This is a genomic window from Novosphingobium sp. AP12 (assembly GCF_000281975.1).
In the GTDB taxonomy this organism is placed as follows: domain Bacteria; phylum Pseudomonadota; class Alphaproteobacteria; order Sphingomonadales; family Sphingomonadaceae; genus Novosphingobium.
Map to the genome: position 1 here is coordinate 1 of NZ_AKKE01000068.1, position 13,023 is coordinate 13,023.

General features: G+C 68.4%; 11 protein-coding genes. 7 read left to right on the top strand and 4 right to left on the bottom strand.

The window, feature by feature from the left end:
• The coding region (locus tag PMI02_RS11885) for a mannosyltransferase (protein ID WP_007682891.1) at window positions 1-1,369 on the bottom strand (1,369 nt) is incomplete at its 3' end.
• Window positions 1,370-1,464: 95 nt separating this feature from the next.
• Between PMI02_RS11885 and ruvA the strand changes: the two genes are divergently transcribed.
• From ruvA to PMI02_RS26740, 3 genes are all read left to right on the top strand, one after another.
• A complete protein-coding gene (gene ruvA / locus PMI02_RS11890; RefSeq protein ID WP_007682893.1) occupies window positions 1,465-2,070 on the top strand; it encodes a Holliday junction branch migration protein RuvA in 606 nt (201 codons plus the stop codon).
• Between the two features lie 3 nt (window positions 2,071-2,073).
• Window positions 2,074-3,102, top strand: coding sequence for a Holliday junction branch migration DNA helicase RuvB (ruvB, locus tag PMI02_RS11895; RefSeq protein WP_007682895.1), 1,029 nt, complete (start codon window positions 2,074-2,076; stop codon window positions 3,100-3,102).
• 251 nt (window positions 3,103-3,353) lie between these two features.
• The gene (locus PMI02_RS26740; RefSeq protein ID WP_007682898.1) at window positions 3,354-4,328 is read left to right on the top strand and encodes a hypothetical protein; all 975 of its coding nucleotides are present in this window, start codon (window positions 3,354-3,356) and stop codon (window positions 4,326-4,328) included.
• A gap of 162 nt (window positions 4,329-4,490) precedes the next feature.
• Here PMI02_RS26740 and acnA read toward each other — a convergent pair whose 3' ends face one another.
• Both acnA and PMI02_RS11910 read right to left on the bottom strand, forming a co-directional pair.
• Window positions 4,491-7,163: an aconitate hydratase AcnA gene (gene acnA, locus PMI02_RS11905; protein WP_007682899.1), complete on the bottom strand. Its 2,673-nt coding sequence runs from the start codon at window positions 7,161-7,163 to the stop codon at window positions 4,491-4,493.
• Between the two features lie 178 nt (window positions 7,164-7,341).
• A complete protein-coding gene (locus tag PMI02_RS11910; protein ID WP_007682902.1) occupies window positions 7,342-8,238 on the bottom strand; it encodes a DMT family transporter in 897 nt (298 codons plus the stop codon).
• 193 nt (window positions 8,239-8,431) lie between these two features.
• Here PMI02_RS11910 and PMI02_RS11915 point away from each other — a divergent pair, with 193 nt between their 5' ends.
• Together PMI02_RS11915 and PMI02_RS11920 are read left to right on the top strand one after the other, a co-directional pair.
• Entirely contained in the window at window positions 8,432-9,892 is a 1,461-nt protein-coding gene (locus PMI02_RS11915) for a L,D-transpeptidase family protein (RefSeq protein WP_007682903.1), read from the top strand.
• A gap of 126 nt (window positions 9,893-10,018) precedes the next feature.
• A complete protein-coding gene (locus tag PMI02_RS11920; RefSeq protein WP_007682905.1) occupies window positions 10,019-10,312 on the top strand; it encodes a hypothetical protein in 294 nt (97 codons plus the stop codon).
• A gap of 15 nt (window positions 10,313-10,327) precedes the next feature.
• Here the strand turns inward: PMI02_RS11920 and PMI02_RS11925 are convergent, their stop codons facing one another.
• Window positions 10,328-11,209, bottom strand: a complete 882-nt coding sequence (locus PMI02_RS11925; RefSeq protein WP_007682907.1) for a zinc-ribbon domain-containing protein — start codon at window positions 11,207-11,209, stop codon at window positions 10,328-10,330.
• A gap of 143 nt (window positions 11,210-11,352) precedes the next feature.
• Here PMI02_RS11925 and ftsE point away from each other — a divergent pair, with 143 nt between their 5' ends.
• The gene (gene ftsE / locus PMI02_RS11930) at window positions 11,353-12,066 is read left to right on the top strand and encodes a cell division ATP-binding protein FtsE (protein WP_007682909.1); all 714 of its coding nucleotides are present in this window, start codon (window positions 11,353-11,355) and stop codon (window positions 12,064-12,066) included.
• Window positions 12,063-12,995, top strand: a complete 933-nt coding sequence (locus tag PMI02_RS11935) for an ABC transporter permease (RefSeq protein WP_007682912.1) — start codon at window positions 12,063-12,065, stop codon at window positions 12,993-12,995. The genes ftsE and PMI02_RS11935 overlap by 4 nt, the downstream gene beginning before the upstream one ends.
• Window positions 12,996-13,023: the final 28 nt, after the last annotated feature.

Consider the following 13,023-nt stretch of genomic DNA (forward strand, 5'->3'; position numbering starts at 1 on the left):
CGGCTCCGCGCGGCGCAGCCTCTCCCGCCAGCAGCGCGTTGGCGCCGCGCCCGATCTCTCCCGGCAGCGCGGCGCGGCCTTCCAGCACGCCTTCCGGGATGACCGAGATAGGCAGACGGCGCGGCAGGATCGATGGAGCGGCGTAGAGATAGTACGCCTGCGCCACCGCCAGCCGGCAGACCCGGGGGTCTTTCGCCGCCATGACCGCCAGCTCGCTTAGCCCCCCGCCGCCCCTCATCGAGCGGTAGCCGCCGGTCGCGGCGAAAGAGGCCAGGCTCAGCAGCGACCACGCGGCGCCGGTCACGAGCAGCGCAGCCGGTCCGTTCCAGGCAGGCCGCAGGCGCTGGACCACCGAGAACGATCCGATGCCCGCCACGATCAGCACCGCCTGCGTGGCGACCCAGACGAAGCGGTACTCCTTGTGCGCCAGCAGGCTGTGCGCGAACACGGTGAGGGCCGCCGCCACGAGCAGCGGTGCGTAGCGCCGGGCGGCGGGAATGACGGCGACCGCCGCGAACAGCAGCGCCGCTGCTCCGAAATGGCGGTAGTATTCGGCCAGATACTCGAACGGCCCGCTCGTGCCGAACCGCGCCGCCTTGCCTGCTCCGATGTTCTGCGTGAAGTTGGCGAGGACCCAGGCGAACGGGACCGCCCCCGAAAGTAGGTCGCTCGCCGTGCCGAGCGCCGCCGCCGCAATCCCGCCGAGCGCCACGGCGCGCCAGCGGCGGGGCTCGGCCAGCAGCGCATTGAGCGCGAGCACGGCGGCGAAGGGAGCGAACTGGAACCGCAGCAGCACGCCCAGGACCAGAAGGAAGGCGCTCGCGGCCACCGCGCGGGGCGGTGCAGCGCGATCGAGCAGCGGGGCGGCCCCCAACAGCAGTACCGCCGCCGCGAGGCTTTCGGACAGCAGGAGGTCGGAAAACAGGATGCTCTGCCACCACACCGCCGCCACGAACATCGCGGCGCAGGCATGCGCGCGAGAGGTCAGCGCACCCAGTCGCCAGGCGGCAGGCAGCACCAGCAGGGTCAGCGCAGCATAAGTGATCCGGGCGGCGTACATGGGCGCCAGCGTTCCCGGCGCCAGCCAGTGGCCAAGCGCCATCGGCAGGCTCAGCAGCTGCGGGATCAGCGCGTTGCGGATGCCCAGCCGCGATTCCCACGGGACGATGCCGTAGCCAGTGACGATCCGGTTCGCTTGCTCGAGATACTGCGTCAGTTCGTCTGCATGGTGCTGGTCGAAGGGGGAGAAGGCCAGCACGCGCAGCGCAGCGGCTACAAGGACCACCGCCACGGCGATCGCCGCCCCCGGCAGCGTGCCGGGAGGTTCGGCACTGCCGGCAGATAGTTGCTGTCGCCCCGATTGCCCCATGCGAGCTTGTTATCCAAAGGGTTCCTTTAAGTCACCGCCGGTTCGCGCCAATTCGCTCTTCCTTGGGCAATCCGGCTATGCAATAGGAACAAACCATGATCGCCAAGCTGACAGGATTGCTCGACGATACCGGCCCGGACTGGGCCATCATCGACGTGAACGGGGTGGGCTATCTGGTCCACTGCTCGGCGCGCACGCTCGACCATCTCGGCATCCGGGGTGACCGCGTGGTGGTGCACACCGAGATGCAGGTTTCGGAGACCGACCAGCGCCTGATCGGCTTCACCAGCGGGGCGGAGCGGAACTGGTTCCGCCTGCTGACGGCAGTGCAGGGCGTGGGCTCGAAAGTGGCGCTGGCGATCCTTTCGGCGCTGACCACCGACGAACTTCAGCGCGCCTGCGCCGGCGGGGACTCCGCGATGGTGGCCCGCGCGAACGGCGTCGGCCCCAAGCTCGCCAGCCGCATCGTCAACGAACTCAAGGACAAGGCCGGCGCGCTGCCGGTAGCGCCGGGCCTGCCGGGGGCCATCGCCCTCGTGCCCCCCGGCTCGGCCAGCGCGGACGCCGTCTCGGCCCTTCAGAACCTCGGCTTCAAGCCGCCTGTCGCCGCCATGGCGGTCAGCAGGGCGGTCGAGGAACTGGGCGAGGACGCCGGCCTCAACGACCTCGTGCGCGTGGCGCTGAAGCGGGCGGCGGGATAACCCATGACCGACAATCCCATCCTCACTCCTTCGCGCCAGCCCGAGGACGCCGACGCTGCGCTGCGGCCCAAGACTTTGGCGGAGTTCGTCGGGCAGGCAGCGGCGAAGGACAATCTTTCGGTCTTCATCGAAAGCGCCAAGTCGCGGCGCGAGGCGATGGACCATGTGCTGTTCTTCGGGCCTCCGGGCCTTGGCAAGACGACGCTGGCGCAGATCGTCGCGCGCGAACTGGGCGTCGGTTTCCGCGCCACGTCCGGCCCGGTAATCGCCAAGGCGGGCGACCTCGCGGCGCTGCTCACCAATCTCGAACACGGCGACGTGCTGTTCATCGACGAGATCCACCGCCTCAATCCCGTGGTCGAAGAAGTGCTCTACCCGGCGATGGAGGACCGCGCGCTCGACCTCATCATCGGCGAGGGACCCTCGGCGCGCTCGGTGCGGATCGACCTGCCGCCCTTCACGCTGATCGGCGCCACCACGCGCCAGGGCCTGCTCCAGACCCCGCTGCGCGACCGTTTCGGCATTCCCGTGCGGCTTCAGTTCTACAGCGTCGAGGAACTGGAGAAAGTCGTCACGCGCGGCGCGGGACTGCTCGGCATCGGCATCGACAAGGGGGGAGCGACCGAGATCGCCCGCCGCGCGCGGGGCACACCCCGCGTGGCGGGACGCCTCATGCGCCGCGTCCGCGACTTCGCGCATGTGGCGGGATCGAGTGTCATCACTCGCGCCATCGCCGACGATTCGCTGACTCGGCTGGAGGTCGATTCGATCGGCCTCGATTCGCAGGACCGGCGCTATCTCCGCATGATCGCGGACATCTACAAGGGCGGCCCGGTCGGCGTCGAAACGCTGGCGGCCGGCCTCTCCGAACCGCGCGACACGATCGAGGAAGTGATCGAGCCCTATCTCATCCAGCTGGGCCTCGTGGCGCGCACCGCGCGTGGGCGCTGCCTTAACGATCGGGGCTGGCAGCACCTCGGCATGACCCCGCCGCAGGCCCCCCAGGGCGGGCTTTTCGATTCGGAAGGCTGAGGGCCATGCCCTTGAATGGACTGCAAAACCGTCGGGCTCGTTTACACCGGGCGGCGCCGATAGTCCCGTTTCGGTACACCCCGATGGTTAGAACAATAAATTAACCAGTTTTCCCGCCTTGGGACGCTGGAATAGCGGTTAACGGCGTTGTCCCATTAACCGGTCTCTGCGTTGTTTCTGGCAGATGGGTCGCAGGTGTCCGCTTCATGGCGCTGCCGGCAACCTCACGGGAAACAAAGAGAGCAAACATCATGTCCGTTCGGATGGCCCTTGCGAAACTGTCTGCCTGCGCGGCCGGCTGTGCGATCATCGGTGGCGGCGCCGTCCACGTGGCGGAGACGCAGAAGCCGACGACCGAGTACCGCAAGCTCAAGATGGCCAAGACGGCGCAGCCCGCCAAGCGCCCCGCCGCGCGCGTGGTCCGCAAGGAAGAGCCGCGCACCACCCGGCGCGTGCGCAAGATCATCAAGCGGACCTGCTGCGACCAGCCGCAGATGGCAATGGTGCCACTGCCCCCGCCGTACAGTCCGCCCGCTCCGGCGGGCTATGCCGGCGGCAGCGGCGGCGTGCCGGTGGTCATCGGCGGCGGTAATGGCGGCGGCTTCGGTGGCGGGTTCTTCGGCGGCTTCTTTGGTGGTGGCGGCGGCGGCGGTGGCGGCGGTGGTGGCAACATCGTCATCACCTCGACCACCGGCGGTTCGACCTCGAACGGCGAGATCAGTTCGACCACCACGACGACCGGCGGCGTGACCTCGACCTCGTCGGGCAACGTCTCCACTTCGACTTCCGGCAACGTGTCGAGCACGACCTCGGGTAATATCTCGACCTCGACCTCCGGGAACGTGTCGAGCACGACTTCGACCTCGGGCAACGTCTCGACCTCGACGACTTCGGGCAACGTCTCGTCGACCACGACCAGTTCGGGCAATATCTCGAGCACGTCTGGCAACGTCTCGTCGACCTCGACGACGTCGGGCAACGTGTCCACGACTTCCGGCAACGTCTCGACCAGCACCAGCTCGTCGTCGTCGACGAGTTCGTCCACGTCGACGAGCAGCTCGACCTCGTCATCCACCTCCAGCTCGACTTCGACCAGTTCGGGCGGGTCCACCTCGACCTCGTCGGGCGGCACCGACGTGCCGGCGCCGCCGATGCTGGTGCTTTTCGGCGCCGCAGCCGCAGCCCTCGCCGCCCGCCGCCGCTTCGCGGGCGCCAAGGCGGCCTGACCGGGCACGACATACCCCAGCATGGGGCAGGTGCCGCTCGGGTGCCTGATTGGGGGGCGGCGTTTTACGCCGCCCTTTTCGTTTGAATCTACCGTCCATAGAAAAACCCCGCCCGGTTCGCACCGGACGGGGTCTGTCTAACGCTTGAGCGCTAGCGGCGGATCAGGCCGCCAGCTTGCGCAGCACGTACTGCAGGATGCCGCCGTTCATGAAGTACTCGACTTCGTTGGCGGTATCGATGCGGCACAGCGCGGTGAAGGTGAACTGCGTGCCGTCGGCGCGCGTCACTTCGACTTCGACGTCCTGCTGCGGCTTGAGGCTGGCGACACCCTTGATGGTGAAGGTGCAGTCGCCGTTCAGCGCGAGGCTGTGGCGGCTCTCGCCGTCCTTGAACTGCAGCGGCAGCACGCCCATGCCGACCAGGTTCGAGCGGTGGATGCGCTCGAAGCTCTCGACGATGACGACGCGCACGCCCAGCAGGTTGGTGCCCTTGGCGGCCCAGTCACGCGACGAGCCGGTGCCGTATTCCTTGCCGCCGATGACGATCAGGGGCGTGCCCTCGGCCTTGTGCTTCATGGCCGCGTCGTAGACCGGCATGGGCTCGGTGCCGTAGCGGCTCATGCCGCCCTCAATGCCGGGGACCATCTCGTTGCGGATGCGGATGTTGGCGAAGGTGCCGCGCATCATCACGTCGTGGTGGCCGCGGCGCGCGCCGTAGGAGTTGAAGTCCGCCTTGGCGACCTGGTGCTCCATCAGCCACTTGCCCGCCGGGCTGTCTGCCTTGATCGAGCCGGCCGGCGAAATGTGGTCGGTGGTGATCGAATCGCCGAGTATGAGCAGCGGCTTGGCCTCGATGATGTCGGAGACCGGAGCCGGGGTCATCGTCAGGCCCTCGAAGTACGGCGGGTTGGCGACGTAGGTCGATCCGGCGCGCCACGAGTAGGTGTCCGAACCGACGACGTTGATCGCCTGCCAGTGCTCGTCGCCCTTGTAGACGTCGGCGTAGCGGGCCTGGAACATGGCGCGGTCCATGCAGCCGGCCATGGTCTCGGCGACTTCGAGGTTGGTCGGCCAGATGTCCTTGAGGTAGACATCGACGCCGGCCGTGCTCTTGCCGATCGGGGTGGTGGTGAAGTCCTCCACCACGGTGCCCTTGAGCGCGTAGGCGACGACCAGCGGCGGCGAGGCCAGGAAGTTGGCGCGCACGTCGGGGGAGACGCGGCCCTCGAAGTTGCGGTTGCCCGAGATCACCGCGGCGGCGACGAGGCCGTTCTCGTTGATCGCCTTGCTGATCGGCTCCGCGAGCGGGCCCGAGTTGCCGATGCAGGTGGTGCAGCCGTAACCGACGAGGTTGAAGCCGATGTTGTCGAGGTGGACCTGCAGGCCGGCGCGGTTCAGGTAGTCGGTGACGACCTGCGATCCGGGAGCCAGCGAGGTCTTTACCCAGGGCTTGGGCTTGAGGCCCAGCTCGTCGGCCTTCTTGGCGACGAGGCCGGCGGCGACCAGCACGCCCGGGTTCGAGGTGTTGGTGCAGCTGGTGATCGCCGCGATCATGACGTCGCCGTCACCGATGTCGAAGTCCTTGCCGTCCACGGGAACGCGGGCGGGGGTCTTCTTGTAGGTCGCGGCCATGTCGGCGTTGAAGACGTCGTCGACCTCGGGGAGGGCGACCCAGTCCTGCGGACGCTTCGGGCCGGCGAGCGAAGGCACGACGGTGGCCATGTCCAGCTCGAGAGTGCTGGTGAAGATCGGGTCGGCGGCGCCGGGCTCGATCCAGAAGCCCTGCTCCTTGGCGTAGGCTTCGACGAGGGCGATCTGCTCCTCCTCGCGGCCGGTCAGGCGCAGGTAGTCGATGGTCTTGTCGTCGATGCCGAAGAAGCCGCAGGTCGCGCCGTATTCGGGCGCCATGTTGGCGAGCGTCGCGCGGTCGGCCAGCGACAGCGAGGCGAGGCCGGGGCCGAAGTACTCGACGAAGCGGCCGACGACGCCGTGCTTGCGCAGCATCGAGGTGCAGGTGAGCACGAGGTCGGTGGCGGTGACGCCTTCCTGGAGTTCGCCGACCAGCTTAAAGCCGACGACTTCGGGGATGAGCATCGAGACAGGCTGGCCGAGCATCGCGGCTTCGGCCTCGATGCCGCCCACGCCCCAGCCCAGCACGCCCAGGCCGTTGACCATGGTGGTGTGGCTGTCGGTGCCGACGCAGGTGTCGGGATAGGCGACCAGTTCACCGTTCTGGTCGTCGCTCGACCAGACGGTCTTGGCGATGTTTTCCAGGTTGACCTGGTGGCAGATGCCGGTGCCCGGGGGAACGGCGTAGAAGTTGTCGAGCGACTTGGAACCCCACTTGAGGAAGTCGTAGCGCTCCATGTTGCGCTGGTACTCGATCTCGACGTTCTGCTCTGCCGCCTTGGGGTGGCCGAACTCGTCGACCATGACCGAGTGGTCGATCACGAGGTTGACGGGGACCAGCGGGTTGATCTTGCTGGTGTCGCCGCCGAGCTTGGCGATGGCGTCGCGCATGGCGGCCAGGTCGACCACGCAGGGCACGCCGGTGAAGTCCTGCAGCAGCACGCGCGCGGGGCGGTACTGGATCTCCGCGCCGGTCTTGGGGTCCTGCTGCCAGTCGACGATCGCCTTGATGTCGTCGGTGGAAACGGTGAACCCGCCGTCTTCGAAGCGGAGGAGGTTCTCGAGGAGGACCTTCATCGAGAACGGCAGGCGGCTGACGTCGCCGATCTTCTCGGAGGCCTTCTTGAGGGAGTAGTACGCGACGGCCTTGCCGCCGACGGTCATGGTGCTGCGGGTCCCGAGCGTGTCCTGTCCGACCTGGGTCATAGTGGGTTTTTTCCCCTTAGTGTGAGGCCTGCCTGCTGCATCGCGGCGCTCCTGAACCGTGTTGCAGTGCGACAAGCGGATTCGTCGGCCCGCCGATGCGCGCTAAGGGCCGGAAGGTCAAGGGGCAGGGGGCTGGAGTTTTGGTCGGGAAAGCCGAAGAAGCCGCGGTGCGGCGCACCTATGGCAGTGTTTCGTTTTGTGTCCTGCGGGTGCCGATCCAGCAACCAAGCACGATCAGCGCCGCTCCCGCAACTACGCCGGTGCCGAGTGTCTCGCCGAACACCAGCCAGCCCATCAGCGCCGCCCAGAGGAAGCCGGTGTACTCGACGGGCACCAGCACCTGCGCCTCGGCGCGGGCATAGCCCCAGGACAGGAACAGCAGCGCCGTGGTCGCCAGAGCCGCGCCCAGCGCGGTCCAGCCGAGGCTCGCCGCGTCGGGCGTGGTCCAGTAGAACGGCGCGATGACGAGGAAGATCAGCGCGACATTCATGTTCTGGAACATCGCGATCTCGACCGGCCCCGCGAGCGTCGCCTGCTTGCGCTGGAGGACGAGGTTGAGCGCGTAGAACACCGCCGAGAACACGATGGCGATCGTGCCCTCTATCGCCTCGGGTCCATATTCTCCGGCCCCGAAGCGGTCGGCGCCGATCACCACCATGCCCACCAGCCCGAGCAGCGCGGCGACGATCGCGCGCGGATGGATGGTCTCGCCCAGCAGCAGCGCGGCGAAGTACAGCGCGATGATCGGCGCGAAGAACGAGATCGCCATGCCCTCGGCCATCGGGATGCGCACGAGGCCGTGGAAGAACAGCGCCGCCATGATCGCGGTTATGGCCGAGCGCTGGAAATGCAGCACCGCCACCTTGCGGCTCGGCACCGGGCGCCCGGCGGCAAGCCAGATCGGCAGCATCATCGCGGTGCCCAGCAGGTTGCGCAGCAGCATCGCCGTGCCGACCCCGACCATGAGCGAGGCGGCCTTCATCGCTGCATCCATCACGCTGAACGCGGCGATCCCCGCGATCACCGAGAGGACCGGCAGGAGGGTGGATGCAGAAGGGCTCTCAGGGGCTCGCATGACCGCCCGCCTGTCGCCCCGCGCAAGGTTGTGCGCAAGCAATTCATGCCTGCGACAGGTCGCATCCTTGAAGAAAGGCGCGTAAAAGCGCACATCAGGGCGGTGCGGCAGGCAACCTTCGCAGGCCGTCGCGCGTCATTCCAGCGGCTTTAGGTAGAAGCCCGGGCATCCAGTCGACAGGTTTCAAGCAAATATGGTGAGTTTCAAGCGGTTCGGTCCCGGCGTCGTCTCGGCGCTAACGATCCTGTCCCTGGGTGCGCAGGGCGCGCAGGCCCAGAAGATCAAGGCCGGCATGCCCGAGGACCTGCTTCCCAGGAGCGCGCCCACCCCGGCGCCCGTTCGCACGTCCGCGCCGACCCCGCTGCCCACCACGCGCCCGAGCACGGGTCCGGCCCCCGTCACCGGCACGACGCCTGCCGGCGTTCCGGTGATCTCCGCGCCCATGGTGCAGGACGTCGTCGTCACCGAGCCGGTCATGCCGTGGACGGTGAGCGATGCGCAGGCGCTGCTCAAGACCATCGAATACATCGGCAAGGAAGGCCTGCTGCCCGGCGACTACCAGCCCAGCGCGCTCAAGGCGGCTATCGCCGGGGGCGAGGGCGACGCGCTCGACGCGCTCGCCAGCCGGGTGTTCGCCTGGCTGATCGAGGATCTGCGCGACGGCCGCACGCCGATGACCGCGCGTGTCCAGTGGTTCGCCGTCGATCCCGACCAGGACGCGATGCCCACCGCCACGATCATGGCGCAGGCGCTGTCCGACCACGACATCGCCGGCGTCATCGACAAGCTGGCGCCGACCAACCCGGACTATGCCGCGCTCAAGACCGAGCTGAACGCCACGCCGATGGCCAACAAGCCTCGCCGCGCGCTGATCCAGGCCAACATGGACCGCTGGCGCTGGCTCGCCCGCGACCTCGGCAGCGTCTACCTGATGACTAATGTGCCGGAGTTCCAGCTGCGGCTCGTGGTCAAGAACAAGGCGGGCGAATACAAGGCGATCCGTACTTACAAGACGGTCGTCGGCAAGCCCGGCCGCACGGCGACGCCGCAGCTGGCCGAGACGGTCAGCGCGGTCGTCTTCAACCCGACCTGGACGGTGCCGCAGTCGATCGTCAAGGGCGAGGGACTGGGCGCCAAGGTGCTGGCTAACCCCCGGTGGGCCGCCGCCAACCATTACAAGGGTTACAAGGCCGAGAACGGCATGATCACCGTCGTCCAGCAGCCCGGGCCGACCAATGCGCTCGGCCTGATGAAGATCGACATGCCCAACCCGCACGCGATCTACCTGCACGACACGCCGTCCAAGCAGTACTTCAACTCCGAGGTCCGCGCCTTCAGCCACGGCTGCATCCGCACCGAGCGCGCGGTGGAGCTGGGCATGACGATGGCGATCCTGGGCGCGCAGATGCCTGCCGCCGAAGCCGCCGAACTGTCCCGCGCGGGCGAGTACAAGAAGGTGCCGATGACGCGGACCTTCCCGGTCTATCTCACCTACTTCACCTTCGCCCGCTCGATCGACGGCGAGCTGAAGCCCTTCGCGGACATCTACGAGCGCGACACGCCGGTGCTCGCCAGCTTCAAGGCGGGGCGCGAACTCAAGACCACCCAGCGCGCCAGCGAAGAAGCGATCATCCAGCTCGACAACCCGCTTTGACGTGATCCGCCGTTCCCGCAATGTCGGGAACGGCACCGATCCAACGCGGCGGCGATTGCGCGCGCTCTCCCCTTGCCGGACGCAGGCCGGCGGCCCAAGTCGGCTGCAACGGCAAGGAGACCTGCAATGACCGAACCCCATGCGGAGCGTATCGCCGAGGCGACCGCCCGCATCGCCGACCTCGAAGCCGAGCTGGAAGCCGCCGGCACCACCACCAGCGAGGCCGCGGCGCTTGCCCGCGTGCGCACGCTGCTGCACGAATGGGTCGACAGCGTCATCGCCGTGGTTGCGACGCCGGGCGTCGGCCGCGTCGTGCTGATCCATGAAAACGGCGCCGAATCGCGCATCGCCTCGCCCGATCTGCCGTATCGGCTGGCCGTGCCCGTGACCTTCAGCGGTACGATGGCGTCGGAGGGCTGAACTCCCCGGCCGGCGTCAGTCGGGCTTCCAGCCGATCTCGGCCGCCGCGGCGGACTTGGGGATGTCGGTCAACGCCTCGTTGACAGTGATCGTCTCGCCGGGAGCCAGCTGGCGTTTGGCGGGGACGACTTCCTTCGCATAGACGATCGTCTCGCGCCGGTCGCGCAGGACCACCAGCAGCGAAGGAACACTGCGGGTCTGCGCGCCGATGTTGCTGATCGTGCCGCTGACGCTGAAGAACTCGGTACCGTCCGGCAGCGGCTTGCGGTCCTGCCGGTTACGCGGGAAGTCGAGCTTGAGATCGGGCTGGGCCTGCTGGAAGGTCGGGTGCGGGATCGGCAGCCAATCGGGCAGGCCGCCGAAGGCGACCGCCGCAGTCAGCCCCAGCGTCGCGATCGCGAAAGCGACTGCGCCATAGGTCGCGCGGCGCGTCCAGTTGCGGCGCGGGCGGAACGGCGGCGAGAAATCAAAGTTTGAAGTGCTTTCGTCAGCGTAGCGCTTGGTCGCGGTGTCGTCGTAGTAGACCGGCGCCGATTTCTGCTCGCCCCGGCGCGGTGGGCGCGGCAGAGGCTGCTCACGCCCCGGCGCGGGGATTTCAGGTTCGGGCCGCGGCGCGGGCGCTGCTGCGACAGGCTCGGGTGGGCGCGGCACGACGATTGCCGGGCGCGGCGTCGGTGCGGGTCTGGGAGCGGGCAGGGGAGCCGCTTCCGGCTGCGGCGCGGCCTGGCGGGCGGCCGGGGCCTCGGCCATCTCCACCGCCGGTTCGTGCGCGGCTTCGGGACCTTCCTGGAACCAGCTATGGCGGCACTTGGCGCAGCGCACCGTGCGGCCTTCCATACCTACGGCACTATCCGGTACGGCGTAGCGCGTAGAGCAGGCAGGGCAGGCGATGATCATGATCGCCCTCATAAGCACGGTTGACTGACATGCGACAAGCGCCCGCCCTGTGGGTTCGCGCCCTGACGCCCTTTTTTCCACATGCAATGACGGCTATAGGCTCATCGTCGCCCGTTCGGCCCGACTGACATATAGTAACGAGCATGACCGCGGACGGCGAAATCATCCACTTCGACAATGTCGGACTTCGCTACGGCACCGATCGCGAGGTGCTGAGCGACCTGACGTTCACGCTGTTTCCCGGCCGCTTCTACTTCCTCACGGGTGCGAGCGGCGCGGGCAAGACGTCGCTGCTGCGCCTGCTCTACCTTGCCCAGCGCCCGTCGCGCGGCGCGATTCGCATGTTCGGGACCGATGCCATCACCATGCCGCGCGCGCATCTGCCGGCCCTGCGGCGGCGGATCGGCGTGGTGTTCCAGGACTTCCGGCTGGTCGAGCACCTTTCCGCCTTCGACAACGTGGCGCTCCCCTTGCGCGTGGCCGGCCACCGCGAGCGCGACCTTGCCGGGCCGGTGCGCGACATCCTCGGATGGGTGGGCCTTGCCGACCGCATCGAGGCGCGGCCCGCCACGCTCTCGGGCGGCGAGCAGCAGCGCGTCGCCATCGCCCGCGCCGTGATCGCGCGCCCGGCGATGCTGGTGGCGGATGAGCCGACCGGCAATGTCGACCCCGAGATGGCGCTGAAGCTCCTGCGCCTGTTCGAGATGCTCAACCGGCAGGGGACAACGGTGGTCGTCGCCACCCACGACCTCGACCTTCTGCGCAAGGTGCCCGAGAGCCTCATCATGCGGCTCGACCGGGGGCGCCTCGCCGATCCCACCGGCGCGCTGCGCTATCCACCCCGGAAAACGCCGTGAGCGTCCGAGCCGCCATAGATCGGCTGCGGGGCAAGGGTTTGCCCTCCAGCCGGCGGGTCGAGATCATCCCGCAGGCGCGCATGTCCGGGCCGATGCCCTGGGTCATCGCGATCATGGTGGCGCTGACCGCCATCGCGCTCGCCGCCGGGCTGGCGCTGGGCAATGCGGTCTCCGCCGCCCGCGCCGAGATCGACGGCGGTGTCACCGTGCAGGTGATCGAGCCGCGCGCCGAACTGCGCACCGCGCAGGCCGCGCGCGCGGTCGAGGCGCTCAAGACGATGCCGGGAGTGGCCGGGCTGCGGCTGGTCCCGCAGGAGGAACTCGACGCGCTGATCGAACCGTGGCTCGGCACCGGCATCGCATCCGCCACCGGCGCGGCGATTCCGGTGCCCGCGCTGATCGATGTGCGGCTCAAGGGGCCGGCGACCCCGGCGCAGCTCGAGGCGATCGGACGGCGGGTGATACCGGTGGCGCCCTCGGCGAAGATCGATGCGCAGTCGAACTGGTTGAAGCCGGTGTTCGACGCGATGGTCTCCCTTCAGGTCCTCTCGATAGCGCTGGTGGCGCTGCTGGCGATGGCGCTGGCGGCGGCCGTGCTGCTCGCCGCGCGCTCGGCGCTGGGGGCGAACCGCGACACGATCGAGATCGTCCATCTGCTGGGCGGAACCGACGCGCAGGTCGCCCGCGTGTTCCAGCGTTCGATCGGTTACGACGCGGCGGGCGGCGGCACCGTGGGGCTGGCGCTGGCGCTGGTGGTGATCCTGGTGCTCGCCCGACGCTTCTCCGGGCTGGGCGCGGGGCTGGTCGACAACGGCGCGCTGGTGTGGAGCGACTGGCTGCTGCTGGCGCTGGTGCCGATCCTGGCGACGCTGCTGGCGATGCTCACCGCGCGGCTCACTGTGCTCCATGCCCTCCGGCGTATGCTTTAAGGCTGCTTTGCGGCGCACCTGTGCTTAT